Consider the following 17,315-nt stretch of genomic DNA (forward strand, 5'->3'; position numbering starts at 1 on the left):
GTTATTCACATTATCACCAGATGTTTCAGACATAGCTGAAAAAGATGCCAAGGAATAGCACCAGACCAACGTAATTATTATTGAGGAATGCCTGGAAACAAAGTTCTCTTTCCCGGCCGGCGATCAATTTCTGCTGATAAATAAATAGCGTGCCCGCAAGCAACAGCGACCAATAGTAGATACCGCCCAGATTCATCATATAACCCACCAGCACCAGCACCAGTAACATAGCGAGTTGCAATAACCCTATAATCAATTTATCGAAACGACCAAACAGGATAGCGGTGGACTTAACGCCAATTTTTAAATCATCATTTCGATCAACCATCGCATACTGTGTATCGTAAATAACCGACCAGAAGATATTAGCCAAGAATAACAGCCAACACTCTAGTGGTAAGGATTCACTAACCGCAGCAAATCCCATAGGAATAGCCCAACCGTAAGCTGCCCCCAGTACAAACTGAGGAAGATGACTAAACCGTTTAACAAAGGGGTAAAGCCAAGCCAGAGCCAAGCCAACGACTGACAATCCGATCGCCATTTTATTTAGGGTTAGAACTAGTCCGAAAGAAATCAGCGCCAATACGGCAAACAGGATCTTACTTTCTTTCTCACTAATAGCGCCACTCGGCAGGGGACGTGTTTTTGTACGTTCAACACAACCATCAAATTTTCTGTCAGCAAAATCATTGATTGCACACCCTGCTGCACGCATCAGAAACACACCAGCAGTAAAGACTAATAATATGTGCATATCCGGAATGCCTTTACCGGCCATCCATAAAGCCCAGAAAGTCGGCCACAACAACAATAATGCACCTATAGGTTTATTAATACGCACTAAACGGCAATAGGCCAGCCATTTACTTTGCGCCATACTTCCCGCCACTTCTGTTTCCCCCTTTTAAATTTTACCTTTGTATACAGGTGACTCAGGTAAAAAGACTTCCGTCAATAATAACGGTTTACCTGATAACCTCAGCAATGATCGTCTCGCCCAACGGTTCCCCTGCTGCCCCACATGAATATAGTCGCGCGTTAATTTATTACCACTAAAAAGATAGCGCCCCAGTGGGACTGTTCCCAAATCAACCAAACTTTCATCAGGGCCGGTCAATGTTGATTCAGGGATTAACGTCCGCCCCAATAGCCAGGGAATATTATCACCGCATAGTACGATCTCACGCAGCCAATATCTTTGGCTAGTTAGCAAACGCTCACTTTCATCAGAAAGTTGTTCTGCGGTAATAAAACATTCTCTGAATGGTATGATACGAACACAATTGCAGTATTGCTCAAAACGGCGGGTCATGGAGCCTAATTCCATCAACCAATCTGAAATCTCATCAGGTAAAGTAAGCGAATCCACCGAAAGCCAATGAATTGGCGCCGTTGTTAATATTGAGTCAGCTAACATGTGATTTTCCATTAGACAAATTTCTTCTATCCGAGGGCACAATTAATAGCCACCGAGAATACCACGTTATAGGTAGGAAGAATAAAAAGTTATAACGGATTCTATCAATAACGTTTACCAAATATGAGCGAATCATGATAAACATAATTCGCTCATATCAATTAAATGTCCAATTCAGAATAAGCGATTAACGCCATGTTTTAAAACGGTTAATCAATCCATTTGTCGAACTATCGTGACTGACAACCCTATTATCACCCTTAAGTTCTGGCAAAATACGGTTAGCCAATTGCTTACCTAATTCAACTCCCCATTGATCAAAAGTAAAGATGTTGAGAATCGCCCCTTGCACAAATATTTTATGTTCATACATGGCAATCAACGCCCCCAAGCTAAATGGGGTAATTTCACGTAACAGAATAGAATTAGTCGGGCGATTTCCTTCAAACACTTTAAATGGCGCAACATGTTCAACTTCAACCGCAGTTTTACCGCTGACGATAAATTCAGCATCCACCTGCTCACGGGATTTACCAAAGGCTAATGCTTCTGTCTGGGCAAAGAAATTGGATAATAATTTGTTGTGATGGTCACTCAATGGATTATGGCTGATGGCTGGTGCAATAAAATCACAGGGGATCAATTTAGTTCCCTGATGAATAAGCTGATAAAACGCATGCTGACCATTTGTTCCAGGTTCTCCCCAGATAATTGGACCGGTTTGGTAATCTACTGGATGACCATTGCGATCAATATATTTACCATTGGATTCCATATTGCCTTGCTGAAAATAGGCAGCAAAGCGATGCATGTACTGATCGTATGGCAGAATCGCTTCAGTTTCTGCGCCAAAGAAATTGTTGTACCAAATACCAATTAACGCCAGCAATACAGGAATATTCTGCTCAAATGGGGTATTGGCAACATGCTGATCCATTGCATGCGCCCCACTGAGCAATTGTTCAAAATTTTCAAACCCAACAGAGAGCGCAATAGACAAACCAATTGCTGACCACAACGAATAACGGCCGCCAACCCAATCCCAAAACTCAAACATATTTTGGGTATCGATACCAAATTGCTTAACTTCCTGTTCATTTGTGGAAAGCGCCGCAAAATGCTTTGCAATATGCCCTTCATCACCCGCGCTTTCTAGGAACCAGTCACGAGCAGAATGAGCATTAGTCATCGTTTCCTGAGTCGTAAACGTCTTGGACGCAATGAGAAACAGCGTCGTTTCCGGGTTAAGTACTTTTAAGGTTTCCGCAATATGAGTTCCATCAACATTAGAAACAAAATGCATATTCAAGTGATTTTTATAAGGTTTCAGCGCTTCCGTCACCATATAAGGGCCAAGGTCTGAACCACCGATACCGATATTCACAACATCAGTCATCACCTTACCGGTATAACCTTTCCACTCGCCATTAATCACGCGTTCACTGAAATCTTTCATTTTTGCCAACACCGCGTTGACCTGCGGCATAACATCTTCCCCGTCAACCCTAATTGGGGCGTTGCTGCGATTACGTAGAGCAATATGCAGGACAGCACGATTTTCAGTACAGTTAATTTTCTCACCCGAAAACATACTGCGAATAGCCCCGGCAACATCCGTCTCTTTAGCAAGTGCCTGTAACTTTTCTAATGTCTCAGTTGTAATGCGATTTTTTGAAAAATCCACCAAAATCTGGTCATCGAATGTCGCGGAGAACTTAGCAAAACGATTTGGCTCCTGTTCAAACAACTCACGTATGTGAATATCCTTTATCTGCGCAAAATGCCGTTCTAACGCTTTCCAAGCTGAGGTTTGACTAGGATTGATATTTTTCATAGCTATGCTCTCTATCAACTGACTGTAATTAATTGGGAGTAAAGAAAGATTGTAACCTGTAATTCTATGATTCAAGCCTCTTTTCCTTTAATCGCTGATATTGGTCAAAACGATTAGGTTTTTCTAGTTCTATTTGCTGAGGTGTATAAAAAATAATTGCCTCTCTCTACTATCCTCAATTTTTTTTATGATTCTTATGGCGTCATGAAAGATATTGATGCAGCTCTTCACTCCGTTGACTCAAACCGGTTAACCCGATATTTCTAAAAAGACTATCCAGTTAACAGAAGGTTATCGCAATGAGTGCTGTTTCATTCCAATGCCCAGAAATTGGCGGGCATGTAGTCGCAAAATTTGGTGGTACCAGCGTGGCAAATTTCGATGCCATGAATAACAGTGCAGATATCGTACTGGCAAATAAAGCAGTCCGTGTGGTTGTGCTGTCTGCTTCTGCCGGTATAACCAACTTATTAGTTGCATTAGCGGAAGGCTGCGATGCAGATAAGCGGGCTGACTACTTGAAACAGATCCACACCATTCAATACGCAATTATTGATCGCTTGCATGAATCCGATACGATTCGTCAAGAGATTAATCGTCTGCTGGAAAATATTAAAACCCTTGCCGAAACCGCATTTCTGGCCGCTTCAGCGGCTCTAACAGATGAATTAGTCAGCCACGGTGAACTGATGTCCACACGATTGTTTACCGAATTGCTTCGCCAGCGCGGTAAAGATGTCGAATGGTTCGATATACGTAAGGTGATGTATACCGACGATCATTTTGGTCGTGCAGAACCAAATCGTGAACAACTTCAATCGTTGGCAACAGAACATCTCTTACCACAGATGAAAAACACCCTAGTTGTCACCCAAGGTTTTATTGGTCGTGAAGAGAGCGGTCGTACCACTACACTGGGGCGTGGCGGCAGCGATTATACTGCGGCACTCCTAGGAGAAGCCCTTGGCCTAAAGCGCGTTGATATCTGGACAGATGTCCCGGGCATTTACACCACTGACCCGCGAGTCGTTCCAGCCGCACAACGAATTGATAAGATTGCCTTTGATGAAGCGGCGGAGATGGCAACATTTGGCGCCAAAATCCTACATCCGGCAACGCTGTTTCCTGCTATTCGCTGTGGCATTCCAGTATTTGTCGGTTCCAGTAAAAACCCACAGGCTGGCGGTACGCTGGTTTGCGATACGACAGAAGCCGCACCACAGTTCCGCGCTATTACCCTGCGACAGAAACAGACGTTGCTGACACTACATAGCCTGAAAATGCTGCACGCACAGGGATTTTTGGCTGAAATATTTACCATTCTGTCACGTCATAATATCTCAGTGGATTTGATCACCACCTCTGAAGTCAATGTGGCATTAACACTCGACACCACTGGCTCCACTAACACAAATGGCAGCCTGCTGACCAATGCGCTTATGACGGAGCTTTCGGCGCTATGCCGGGTTGAAGTGGAAGAAAATCTGGCGCTGGTGGCAATTATTGGTAATCAGCTTTCTCAAACCAACGGATTAGGAAAAAAGGTTTTCAGTGTGCTGGAAAGATTCAATCTCCGTATGATCAGTCATGGCGCCAGTAACCATAACCTGTGCTTGCTTGTTCAAGGCAAAGATGCAGAACAAATTGTTCAAACGCTTCATCAGCGTTTGTTTGAATAAACATAGTTTTTCAGGTATTTAATATCCCGCCCAGTCTTTTGACTAAGCGGGATATGACAATAAATCCATCATTTCACTCCCAGATAATTTATTGTGTAGGAATCAGTATTAACTCCCATGTTAAAAGAGCAATAAACATCTCCTCAAGTAAATAAAAAATGGCTGCTACAATAAGACTAAATAGATCTTCATAATAGTGACATTCCCTCTTTCCTCACTCTCTTTAGTACGAAAATGCATATTCATCGGCAGGATCATAAAAAATTTATTTTAATTTTTCCATTTACTTTTAAATAGCTTTCTGCTGCAAATCCCAGTGTGAACTAGTTAGCACTTTCAATTACGCATTTAATTATATTGAGGGATGGCAAATCACAGGATATTTTAAAAAAAATATTATTTTCTCATTTATTAGAAAATTGTGCGCAAAACAATCATATTATCTTGATAAAAAAAGGACTATCAATTAGTATGCATCACTATTAAAACTTAGGTATTGATATACCATATTGTTTAATAACATATGTAAAATCAATCAAATGAACTGAAGGAATAACAATTATATTAGCAAGCAAATATACTTTAGCTTGTGCGGTAGCTATTGTTTTTTCTAGCCATCAATCAAGCAGTAGCTATTATGAATATCAATAAATCATACAAATACAATCTTGGTATAAAAGGATAATATATGGAACTTGAACAGCAAGTATTATCGATAGTCAGCAGAATTGCCAAAAAAAATGTTGAATTAGATGATGAACTTTTGAGGAAAAGTTTAATAGATTCAATCACTACAGTCGATCTCATCCTGGAATTACAAGAGGAATTCGATTGCTACATATCATCAACTGATGCTGAATCTATTATCGAAACCCCTAAGTCAATTATCAACTATTTAAACAACTTAAAATGATGTTAAAAAAGATATCTATTAATATTACAGCATTATTATTCGCAGTAATTATTTTTTCATCTATTATAGTACCTATTAATAGTTTCCACTCGAAAATAGTAGAATACAAATATATTGAAGACGATAGTAAATCGAACAACTATATACCTACTATTACAGATCAACACAATGTTATTGATTTCTCAAAAGAAAAGTCGCTTGAATATGGCTTTAAAAATAATCAGGTTATTTTGTTTGGATCTTCTGAATTAACAAACAGAGCACATAAGTTCATTCCATATAATTTTTTAACAAAAAATTTAAATATTCCTACAATAGGTATTGGTAAAGCGCATTTTGAATTATTAGCAATTTATGGTTATTTATCAGCTTATCGAGAATATTTAAATAAAGATAGTAGAATTGTCATTATTCTATCTCCGGGATGGTTTGAAAAGACAGACCTGCTGCCACAAGCATACAATTCTCATTTTCCATCATATATCGCAAATAAACTCGCAAATGATGAGAATGCAAAAAATATATTTTCCAACTATCTCAATGAAAACAAAGATAACTTTGAAAATTTAAATTCTACCCAATTAAAGTTGATTCATAAAGATAATATAATAGTATCGTCAGTTGCAAATGTTTTAAATTATATAGCAGATGCAAGAATAAACATCAAAAACATAATAACTGACAATAATGAAATTAAAATTCAAAATATTTATGTCCTTCATAAAGATCCTTTAATGAAAGAAAAATTTAAATTTGCCAATACCGAAGTTCAATGGTTAAATCTTGCTAATGATGCTAAAAATATTGAACTTAAAAATATGAGCAAGGAAACACAATGGGTAAATAAAAAATACTATGAAAAGTATGTAAAAGATAAAAAAAACAAAAAGGCATTCCCTAATGGAATCAATTACAGCAAAGAAATGCACGCCCTTGACAATATATTAAGTTTATTAGCGAAATATAATGTCGATGCTCTATTTATTATGCAGCCATTAAATCCTTATGTATACACAGATACAAATGATTTTAAGCCAATTGAAAATATTATATCAGAGAAAATAAAATTTCATGGCATGGGATATTTAAATCTTATTGAAGAGCAATATCAGCCAGGAGTATTAACTGATATTATGCATATGGGGGAATATGGTTGGTTATTAACTGATAAAGCTATTGTGGAACATTTTGCGAAATGAAATACTTTATAAAGGCTTTTTTATTATATCTTTTTCTAATGCTTACCTTATTTTATCATTCTGATTCTATCGTCAATGGTAGCAGTGAAGTTAAAGTAAAATATGAATATCAGCAATTTTAGAATAAAAAAGGCATAAAAAGACATGTTTGCAAATTTTAACTTTTTCATTTATCTATTTTCAGCATCAATTGTTTTTTCTTTATTTTTTCTATTTTTTAATAAAAAAATAAATCCTAAAATTGCATTAAGTGTACTTTCTATTATTTGCTGGTGTATTATTTTTAGATATAAAATTTATATACCTATAGCATTATCTATTTATTTCTATTTAATAACTTTAATTTTCAAAAAAAATATAATTAATAAATTAGTATCTTCTCTGCTAATAATTTCACCTTTATTTTTAGTTAAATTAAATTTGGAATTTAGTCACCTACTCAGCGTTATCGGTTTATCCTTTTTTACATTCAGGGCTATTGATGTCATTTTATTCTCTAGCAAACAACAGAAAATAGTCATTTATGAATATTTTGCTTATTTGTTCTTACCATTAATTTGGCTGGCTGGTCCTATGTATCGATGGAACAGCTTCAAACGTGATTTACTTGAATTACACATGCCAGTCTCTTTAGAAAAATGGTTTGCCGGTGCCGGGCAAATATTATATGGTGTAGTTCAGAAATTTTTATTCGCCGCCCTTATCTATAACGTATTTTTATCTGACTATTTTAATAAAGACACTATTGAATCATACTTAGTTGTTGCTATAAGTTATAGTTTTTACTTATATTTTGACTTTGCAGGTTATACAAATATGGCTTGTGGAGCAGGTAAGCTATTTGGAATAAACTTACCTATTAATTTTAATTATCCAATTTTAGCCAAAAACCCACAGGACTTTTGGCGTAGATTTCACATTAGCTTATCTGAATGGCTAAGAGACGTCATCTTTATGCCATTATATAAGACACTAATGGAGAAAAATTTTTTCAAAAATCACAGATTCTTTGCCCAAAATATCAGTATCTTTATCACATTATTTTGCATGGGAATTTGGAATGGCCTAGAGCTTAATTATATTATAAGTGGTGCTTTATTTGGTTTTTATTCAGTAATGCATAACTGTTTGATTCATTATACTAGAGATAAAGAGAATATCGCTAATATCCTAAATACAAAACTCATCTCTTTCTTTGGCAGATTGACAACTTTAACTCTAATTTGTTTTTCTTTATATATATTTAGTGGATACAGTTTTATAAAATGAAATATCTTAACGAATATAGCGAATCAAATTTTGATTTATTAATCAACGATAAAATAATAGCCCCTTCTCATCCAGACAATCCCGTCATAGTGGGTTCAGATCAAGTCATATATTGGCGTGACTTATATCATGAGATTAAAAAATGGCATTCCAAATATTTAGAATTAAATTTAAATCGCAACACGCCTTTGATCTTATACGGACACAAAGAAGCTAATTTCTTAGTTTCAATTTATGCATGTATAACCTATAAGATCCCATTTATTCCAATCGATATAATTTATCCAATGGAACGTTTGTTAGAAATTGCATCATTATCCAACACATCTTATTACTACGATGTGATTAACAATCAATTCAAAACGACAAATATTGATTATATTGAGTTTGATGAAGATAATGTTGCCTATATCATGTTTACATCCGGTAGCACAGGAAAACCTAAAGGTGTCGTAATTGGACGTGAAAGCGTTTATGACCTTATGCGATGGATGTATAATGATTTCAAACTGGGTGAAGAGCCTGTTTTCATGAATCAAGCACTATTTAATTTTGATTTATCCATGTATGAAATATTTGGTGCATTGGTATACGGTGGCACATGTATTTGCATTTCTCAAGAAACAACGACTGACTCTGAAAAATTCTATCAAGTTTTAAATCACCATCAACCAACGGTATGGGTCTCAACACCCTCTTTTTCCTATAAGCAATTATTATCGCAAAACTTTAATTATTCATTTTTAAAAAATCTAAAACATTTTCTATTTTGTGGTGAAATTCTAAGTAAAAATCTCGTTAAACATTTAAGGAAAAGATTTCCATCTGCCATTATCTATAATACTTATGGCCCCACAGAAGCTACTGTGGCAACAACGTTAATTGAAATTAGTGATCAACATATCCATTCTGATATGGAATTATTGCCAATTGGAGAATCAAGATCAGGTTCTATTCTAACATTAGAAAATGACGAAATTGTTATTTCTGGCTCTCATGTCATGAGAAAATACATTGGTGCTAAAACGGAAGATAATAATAGATTGACAATTAATCAGCATGGAATGAGGAGTTTCCGAACTGGAGACATTGGCAAATTAATTGACAATATCTGGTATTGCTTTGGTAGGAAAGATAACCAAATAAAACTAAATGGATATCGCATTGAGTTACATGAAATTGAAGAAAGACTGATGAATCTTCCTATTGTTGATAGTGCTGTTGTTTTGCCATTAAAAAAAGAAGATGGTTCTATTGTTCGCCTGATTGCTTTCTGTAAATTCAAAACTATTATTGATAAGGAAAATTTAGTGAGCCATCTTAAAAAGAATTTGCCTGCCTATATGATACCCAGTGAATTCATCAGTATTGATAATCTTCCAATCACCAATAACAGTAAAGTTGATACAAAATCTTTACTGTCAATATATAACAATAATGAGTGTGAAGTAATAAAATAATTAACAAAAAATAAAAAGAAAAATAAGATAATAACAACCTATGAAGGTAAAAATAATTTTTAATATAGGCGCTCAATGAAGATATATTCACCATAGAAAATATATCAATAAGCAAGCAATTATTAACTATGACAGGTGATCATTCAGCACGTTGCGCGCCATTCTGATCACCTGTAACCTAATATTAAAAAAAGCTTTTTATAACTTAAATACTATTAGTCGTTCGCAATGTTGACCATAATGCTTTCATAGCCTTTCCTTTGGGGAAAGCAATATATTCCGGTTCAATTAACGACGGCCGCCAGCTCATTTTATATTGACGTTGCGAAGCAGCAGGATAAACAATGCCGCCTTTTGATGACAACCATTTGGCAACTTTATAAAAGATTGCCGAGTCATTAATATACCCCTCCTCACCGAACTCCACCAAAGGCGTGAAGCCCAAATGAAGGTAGGAAACTACGCCCTCTTTCAGGAAGTCATTAATCGCCGTTTCATTAATAAACTGCATAGTGCCGTCGGGTATATCCGGTTTTTTTCGGGATAGATTATGAAACCATCCCGATGTCTTCCCCCAAGTGTAGCTATAAACAATATATGCCTGAATTTGTTCTCCCTGAGTTGCAATATATACTCTGTGCTGGCCTGAATTCACTTCCACGGTATTGAAATCAATCACCAATTTTTTCAGGGCCTTCGCATGTTTTTCTTTCAACCAAAGCTGATTAATATATTCTAGTTGTGGTTTAAATCGATAATATTCCTCTTGCGAGCAGATCTCTCGAACAGAAATCCCCGCTCTTCTGGATTTACTGATTTTATTTCTAAGCTGCTGAAACCGTTTGCCTTTCATATCATATCCATCAAGGCTCAATGAATAACTCGCGCCAAGCTGGTTCACAGAGAAGCCATTATTTTTCAACAATACAAAATCGCTCTCATCACCGTGCAGAAAAACCGGGAAAGCCCGCTTTTCTCTGGTGAAGTTGAGAAAAGAGTGCAAAAGTGCGGCTTGTTCTTCGTCAGGAGCTAAAATACCACCTACACTCATATGCAGATTTTTGTCCTGAAAGAAACCAATAGCCCCCTTTTGGTTGGTAAACCAATATGTTTCACTATTGAACAACAGGCTACTCAACGGGTGCTTTGCATAGCAAAGCACTTTTCTAAGATGACTGTTGCCAAGAACATCTTGAGCGTTCCCGGTGGCAATAATCTGGGGAGCATCAAGCAACATGCTCATAACGCTCACCTTGATTATTTCGGGAATATTGGACAGGGATAAACCCATGCTTTCTCGCAATATCCCGAATGGCCAATGCATCATTGTAATCAATGGCTCTACCGATGCTTTGATGAACATTCACCCCTTCAAGCGCCACAGCAATAGTTTCTGACAAACAAGCAAGATTTACCCCCTCAGGTATATCGATCAAGTTGCAATCGCTATAGATCACTTTCTCAGGCTGATAGACCAATCCCCCTTCGTAAATGTGATGATTGCCATCACGAATGAAATCGAATGGTCTGGCCGCATCAAAAACGATGGCGGAATCTTTCAAGTAATGGGTATTCAAGAAAGGTTTACCTTCACTCGTTGCCGAGACGATAAAATCAGCCTGATTCAAAGAGTGTTCATAACTCTCTATCGCTTCCAAACCAAAGGTACCAACGACTTCAAGCACTTGCTGATGTAATACTTGTGCATCTGTCACACCCGGATTTTGTTTAACAAGCCATTTTCTCATCTTATCCATGACCGAATCTGGCTGAATGACATCATGAGTTCTTAATACTGAGGAAAGAAGTGCCTTAGTCAGTTCAGAGAGTAATATGCGCGCTTTATTAGGGCGGCTCACCAAGATAATCCGGCCAAAGTTATGCGCCAAGCCAATGACTGAAAGCCTGCCTACCGAGCCTCTGGCGCCCACTACCGCCAATGTTTGCCGGGATGCGCTTTCCGTCAACATTGAGCGTATTCCTTCAACCACCGCCACCGCTGTCAGCGAGTTGCCATTAGTTATTATCCGACCCTGCCGATTATTCACCAGGCTAATACCGCCGTTAGTAATAACCGAGGTATAAGCGCCTAAGCCGACAATTTCAGCGCCATTTTTCTCTGCCATATCAAGATATTCCTTCATCAATACCGCCCGTTCTTTTGCCGACAATGCCATCATATCTTCAGGATTAATAGGTGAGAAAAGGAGCATACCATTAGCATATGCCGTTGAACTTTCGACACCAAACTCAACAGCGATATCAGGATTAAAATCAATCGAGGCAACCTGCATGATCCAATTACCAAGCCGTTTCTGCTGTTCCAGCGTGTAATTCTCCTTTATCGACAGACAATAAGAGTGAGAAAACTCACCAACCGAAGTGGTATGAATTAAGAAAGCGAATTTCTTACCCTCAATCAATCCAGGAATAGGCGCTTTAATCTGAGCAATGTTTTTGTTCCTCGATATTGGATAACTCACAGAAGCCGGCGGGAGATCTGTAACAGGTATGTCTATCAAGTGTGAAAAAAGAATGTCATATCGTCCATTCACAACCAGTTGACATACTTCATCAAAAGCCGTGAAAAACGTTTTAATATCTTCTTTGGAAACGTTAAGCGGCGGCTCAAAACGTACAGAACAAGGACGAGACATTAACGGCATGGTGAAAAGACCATAATGTTTTAATAAGAAACTACAAATGATATAAGCCAGACCACCACTTTTTTGACTGAAATTGATAAATATGTTGTCAACCGCTTTGCTGTCCTGTATTTCAAGACCACGCATCAACCCCGCTCCTTGCCAGTAAAAATGCTCCGGGTATTTAGCAGATAATTGTTCAAGACATTCATCAACATAACGGCTGACTTCTTGAATATGAGTTAACGCTTTACCGTCATCTTTAGTCAGATGCTCAATAACAGCAATCCCCATTGTTGCGGCCAGAACGTTATTAGCAAAAGTAGAACTATGTTTCCTGTCGAACTCGGATAAATAAAGCTCATCTGAATACAACATCGCGCCAATCGGCGAGATACCTGCCCCTAACGCCTTGGAAAACAGAATCACATCCGGTTTCAAAGTGTAGAGCGAGGCTGCACAGAATGCCCCAAGCCTACCGATACCCGTTTGAACTTCATCAAATACTGATAATGTGCCATTTTCTTTACACATCACCAAAATATTGGACAATGTATCCGGTGGAATGACTTTCATTCCACCTTCTCCTTGCACCGGTTCAACGATAAATGCAGCAAATTCCCGGCTCTCCAGCTTTCTTTTTATTTCATCCAAATCTTCACTATCAACCTGCTCATATAATTTATCATCGTAAATGAAATCGGCTTTAAACCGATTTGATCCTGTAGCGGATAATGCCGAATAGGTTTTGCCGTGAAAACTACGATGCAAACTCAGAATACGCTTTCTGCCAGTAAACAGACGAGTAAATTTAATCGCAGCTTCTACCGTTTCAGCGCCACTGTTAGTAAAAGTACAGTGGGTATATTTTTCCTTATCTATTTGTTCTGCAAGCATTTCAGCTAATAGCCGTACCTTTTTGTGAATATTGGGTTGAAAGAAGATAGGCTCTTTATTTTCAATGAATCTATTAATTTCAGCGATAGCGAAATCAGGATTATGCCCAAATGGCAATGCGCCATATTGAGCCAAAAAATCCTTAACAATCCGGCCGTCCGATAATGTAAGCCGGTTATCTTGAGCAGATTTAATATCCAGTTCAAGACCCACAGAGTTTAATAAATTCTCACGATATTGATTAACAAACATAGTTTTCTCTCTTTTTTTAGGTGCACACAGTCATGCTGTAAACAGCATGGAAAAATCCTTGAGTTATAAATAGGTGATTCTAAAAGTAATTAAGCTTGTTGCATGATCTGGTTAATCATTTGGAATTCTCCTATCGGATGAAATTTGAATAACTGTACTGCCAAATAGAAATTCATTATTTCTGGTGTTGTCATTACCTTAATCCCACCGCAACATCGGAATATGAAACTGGCAGTTTCCTCAAGGATCTTTTCCAAGGTATAACGTAACGCGAGAATCTTATGGACGGCATTTTCATCCTGGCTAGCATAAAAGGCAATAATCAACATCTGACCAAGAATAACATTAATCTTATAATCAGCTTGAGTCAGGGTATATTTAATTGGCTGCTGTTCTACTACCTTCTCAGGAATAAAACGAGTAAGCCCATCAAGAATTCCAGAATAAGTATTTGCAGCAAAATAATTAAATAGTGATAAACCACAGGAAAGCACCATCTGTTGTTCAATCCCTTTATAATGAGAAAGTCGTTTAGGTGATACTTCAGCATCCAAGAATTTGATTTCTTGATTATCACTTTCAGTCAAAATTCCCAATTTCCAGAAAGGAATAACCTTAAGATTCTGCGCCGATTTAGAAATCAACACGACTCTCATCTCATTATCATGATCGGTATCGCAGACTGATAACACATAATAGTCAGCAATCGAAGAGAGAGAACAAGGCTTCTTCGAACCATTAACAAACAGCTTTCCCTCTTTTGAATGCATTTTAAGTGATGGTGTAAAAATATTCGTTCCAGGTAGACCCTCTGCAAAAGCAGAAGCAACCAACGCTTTTGATGCCATAACTTCGTTCAATAATACGTCGCTGTCTTCGAATATGTCAGAGAATTTACTGCAAGCCAATACAATATGATTATGCATTGTTAAGGCAATACCAACTGCGGGAAGCCACGCCGAAGCTTCACGGATAGTATTACCCACTTGATGAAGCCCCTCTATACTAGATTGCGCCGCCAAACGCAGGCATTGTGAAGCGGCTTCAGAACTCAACAACAATCTTTTCAATCTATCTGGTGTCAAATGTTGGTATTTCCCACTATTCTTCCTGAGTTCTTCAACAATATTTGTCATTTTTAATTCTCCTTAGCCTATTCAAACAACCTGCTGAATAAAGCCAATATCTACGCTAAACCCATGTACTTAAGCCGTGACTGCTGCATCTGTTCAACTAAAGAATGGGACAGCTCAAGGCGAGACTCCACCGTAGAATCGGACAACAACATCCCAGGCGCTAATTCATAACCTTCAATAAAGCGTAAATGGTTCTGCATACCCCGTTGATAGAACATTTCACGCTCCACAAACAAGTCATCAACGGATACCTGATTCCATAACGCCAATCCTTCTTCTATACACTCAAGAGCTGGCTGCTTTAGAGAGCTATCATTTTCGAGCGCCATCTTGACGATATTTGCGCACACCGTCAGATGTCTTAATTCATCAGCATTGGCTCTGGCTTGTGTCTCGGCGGCGACAACATCAAAAGGGCGCCACTTGATTTCGCTGAGCTCTGACGTTGGCGCAAGCACGCCTTCCAAAACGACAGTAATGATTAGCACGCCGGCAATATAATCATTTTTCAACACGACCCATTTGTCGAAATAAGTTCTTAATGTCTCCAACATATTGGTCATTTTGCCTCGTAAGAGGCTTTCCATTTTTCCGGCCACCTTGTCGATATCCGCAAAGCCTATTCTGACCAGATGTTCTCTGAATAATTTGGCATGCCTACCCTCATCAAATATCTGAGTCAGCATATAATCGAAGTTGATATTGTCAGGCGCCTTATCTGCAAGTAGCAATAACGCTTTCGTTGCTTCATACTCCGAAATCGATTTAAAAGAAAGTTCCCTAATCAGAGATTCCCGTAAATCACCCGGCAAATAGGTTAATTTAGGATCATTGGCATAATGGGTTATTTTTCTTTGCTCAACACTTATCTGTTCAGTAAACCATTCATCCAAGCCCCAATCCTTTGCCTGCATTTCTATTTCCGATGCCTGTTTAATTAAATCCATAGTATTCATTCCTCATTAAATAAGTTATCTATACCCGTTATCTTTCAAGTTGCCTCTTTGTTGGCTGCGCTCGCCCACCCCGGTCACATAGTTCTCTATGCTCCCGGGGATTCGCTTCCTTGCCGTCGCGATGCATCTTGAAATCCATTGGGTATATCTCTCAATCATGACTCACTTTAATGAACCGTGGGCTGCTTAAATACACTAATAGATAACTTAGGAAAATTTCCCAGTACACCTCGATCTAGACAGATATGGACAAATAGTGCAATAACACTGTAATTGTCCTTAAAGAACCAGATCCAGAGCAAACTAATCACACTAAGTGTGAATAAATTGTGGCAAATATTATAAATGGTATAAAAGGCTTGAGGAGGAATTTCTTTTTTATTCAGCAAACTCCAGATCCGCCCTGGGTAATAACCAATAATATCAATCAGAAAAAATAACAAAATAAATTGCCACCAATTTATATAATTTTCAAGCTGCCAGGTCAGAAATAAACTGATAAAAAACAATCCTAGAAATTCCCAACGCAGAATTTTCAATGTATTAATCATCGCTATTCTCCATTATTTCTCTTTTCATGATTGCAATAATATCTCCTGGCTGTTTAATCCAGGCACTGTGCGGATTACCTTTTAAAGGTAAGATTATTTCCCTAACTTCTGCGTTAGGTATAAGACTTGCTAATACTTGAGTGGACTTCAACGGAGCCCAATTATCTCCTTTAAGACAGATATAAACAGCCTTGGATAAATGCTTATTCTCCTTCCCCTTATAAGCACGGACATGATAATAATTTCCCGTACAAGCAGTTCTGGACCAGTCCCGCATTAACCCCTTAGCTTCTCTTATACCAAAACCAATCTTTTTCCCAGGGAGATAACCATATAACGCAGTTAAAATGTTAAAAATAATAGCTGCTGTTATTATCTGCACCCTCCCCATTCCCTGCCAATTCTTATACCATACGTTCCCGGTTGCCACACAAAACAGAGAAAATGGCCGGTCAGTTGAGCAGGCAAAGAGCGTTGCAATATGCCCCCCAAGACTGTGACCAAAGACAATAGGAATTTTATTGTTATTTAATTCAACAGCCTTGTCTAACATTGCCGGCAGATAATCCTGCAACAGATCGGAATAGTTATAATCATTTTCTCGACTTGGTTTAGGTTGGCTGTCTCCATAGCCTGGCATATCCGCAGTAACAACCTGAAAACCCTCTTTTACCAGTTGTTGTATTAAAGTTTCATATTTCCTGATTTCCACACCAATAGCAGGTAGCAATATAATAACTCTACCATGACTATCTCCCTGATAAACTTTATAATTACAGAGAAAATTGCCAGCTACTTTAAAATAATTACCGTTAATATTATTTTTCATATCTATATGCTCTCAACAACTACATCACGCTCCAGTGACTGGCATTGGCGATAAATTCGCCAAAAAAATTATCTTTTAAATGCGATAGGTGTCAAATAGTTGTCCATCTCGCCAAGCTATTAGTCATTTTCTAATTTGTTATTAACCAATAAAAAAGCCCCTTATACTTTCTTAGTAACAGGCTATAGATAAATCAAGAAACATATATTATTTTATAAATTATTTGCTGGAAAAATTATTTTACACATTAGAAAAATTTAATTTAAATTGTAAAT

Annotated in this window: 14 protein-coding genes; 5 read left to right on the forward strand and 9 right to left on the reverse strand. The window is 37.7% G+C overall.

Features of this window, described 5'->3' with window-relative positions; all coding sequences use genetic code 11:
* Positions 1-25: 25 nt before the first annotated feature.
* The 3 genes from ubiA to pgi all read right to left on the reverse strand — a co-directional run bounded on the left by ubiA (position 26) and on the right by pgi (position 3,254).
* Entirely contained in the window at positions 26-880 is an 855-nt protein-coding gene (ubiA, locus tag OO184_RS12405; protein WP_265379445.1) for a 4-hydroxybenzoate octaprenyltransferase, read from the reverse strand.
* A gap of 27 nt (positions 881-907) precedes the next feature.
* Positions 908-1,420 (reverse strand): chorismate lyase, encoded by a 513-nt coding sequence (gene ubiC, locus OO184_RS12410; protein WP_265379446.1) that lies wholly within the window; start codon positions 1,418-1,420, stop codon positions 908-910.
* Positions 1,421-1,607: 187 nt separating this feature from the next.
* Positions 1,608-3,254 (reverse strand): glucose-6-phosphate isomerase, encoded by a 1,647-nt coding sequence (gene pgi / locus OO184_RS12415; RefSeq protein ID WP_265379447.1) that lies wholly within the window; start codon positions 3,252-3,254, stop codon positions 1,608-1,610.
* Between the two features lie 299 nt (positions 3,255-3,553).
* Between pgi and lysC the strand changes: the two genes are divergently transcribed.
* The 5 genes from lysC (at position 3,554) to OO184_RS12440 (ending at position 9,774) form a co-directional block, all read left to right on the forward strand.
* On the forward strand, positions 3,554-4,933 hold the full coding sequence (gene lysC, locus OO184_RS12420; RefSeq protein WP_265379448.1) for a lysine-sensitive aspartokinase 3: 1,380 nt from the start codon (positions 3,554-3,556) through the stop codon (positions 4,931-4,933).
* Between the two features lie 688 nt (positions 4,934-5,621).
* The gene (locus OO184_RS12425) at positions 5,622-5,846 is read left to right on the forward strand and encodes a phosphopantetheine-binding protein (RefSeq protein ID WP_265379449.1); all 225 of its coding nucleotides are present in this window, start codon (positions 5,622-5,624) and stop codon (positions 5,844-5,846) included.
* Entirely contained in the window at positions 5,843-7,045 is a 1,203-nt protein-coding gene (locus OO184_RS12430; RefSeq protein ID WP_265379450.1) for a D-alanyl-lipoteichoic acid biosynthesis protein DltD, read from the forward strand. Before OO184_RS12425 ends, OO184_RS12430 begins: the two co-directional genes overlap by 4 nt.
* A gap of 144 nt (positions 7,046-7,189) precedes the next feature.
* Positions 7,190-8,314, forward strand: coding sequence for an MBOAT family O-acyltransferase (locus tag OO184_RS12435; protein ID WP_265379451.1), 1,125 nt, complete (start codon positions 7,190-7,192; stop codon positions 8,312-8,314).
* The gene (locus OO184_RS12440) at positions 8,311-9,774 is read left to right on the forward strand and encodes an AMP-binding protein (protein ID WP_265379452.1); all 1,464 of its coding nucleotides are present in this window, start codon (positions 8,311-8,313) and stop codon (positions 9,772-9,774) included. Before OO184_RS12435 ends, OO184_RS12440 begins: the two co-directional genes overlap by 4 nt.
* Before the next feature lie 205 nt (positions 9,775-9,979).
* Here the strand turns inward: OO184_RS12440 and OO184_RS12445 are convergent, their stop codons facing one another.
* The 6 genes from OO184_RS12445 to OO184_RS12470 all read right to left on the reverse strand — a co-directional run bounded on the left by OO184_RS12445 (position 9,980) and on the right by OO184_RS12470 (position 17,040).
* Positions 9,980-11,017 carry a phosphatidylglycerol lysyltransferase domain-containing protein gene (locus tag OO184_RS12445; RefSeq protein ID WP_265379453.1) on the reverse strand — a complete coding sequence of 346 codons (1,038 nt, stop codon included), beginning with the start codon at positions 11,015-11,017 and terminating at the stop codon, positions 9,980-9,982.
* On the reverse strand, positions 11,001-13,568 hold the full coding sequence (locus OO184_RS12450; protein ID WP_265379454.1) for an aminotransferase class III-fold pyridoxal phosphate-dependent enzyme: 2,568 nt from the start codon (positions 13,566-13,568) through the stop codon (positions 11,001-11,003). Before OO184_RS12450 ends, OO184_RS12445 begins: the two co-directional genes overlap by 17 nt.
* 89 nt (positions 13,569-13,657) lie before the next feature.
* Positions 13,658-14,704 carry an acyl-CoA dehydrogenase gene (locus tag OO184_RS12455; protein WP_265379455.1) on the reverse strand — a complete coding sequence of 349 codons (1,047 nt, stop codon included), beginning with the start codon at positions 14,702-14,704 and terminating at the stop codon, positions 13,658-13,660.
* Positions 14,705-14,754: 50 nt separating this feature from the next.
* The gene (locus tag OO184_RS12460) at positions 14,755-15,651 is read right to left on the reverse strand and encodes a hypothetical protein (protein WP_265379456.1); all 897 of its coding nucleotides are present in this window, start codon (positions 15,649-15,651) and stop codon (positions 14,755-14,757) included.
* Between the two features lie 176 nt (positions 15,652-15,827).
* Positions 15,828-16,211: a hypothetical protein gene (locus OO184_RS12465; protein ID WP_265379457.1), complete on the reverse strand. Its 384-nt coding sequence runs from the start codon at positions 16,209-16,211 to the stop codon at positions 15,828-15,830.
* Entirely contained in the window at positions 16,204-17,040 is an 837-nt protein-coding gene (locus OO184_RS12470; RefSeq protein WP_265379458.1) for an alpha/beta fold hydrolase, read from the reverse strand. The genes OO184_RS12465 and OO184_RS12470 overlap by 8 nt, the downstream gene beginning before the upstream one ends.
* Positions 17,041-17,315: the final 275 nt, after the last annotated feature.

The organism is Photorhabdus aballayi, from assembly GCF_026153155.1.
GTDB classification, from domain to species: domain Bacteria; phylum Pseudomonadota; class Gammaproteobacteria; order Enterobacterales; family Enterobacteriaceae; genus Photorhabdus; species Photorhabdus luminescens.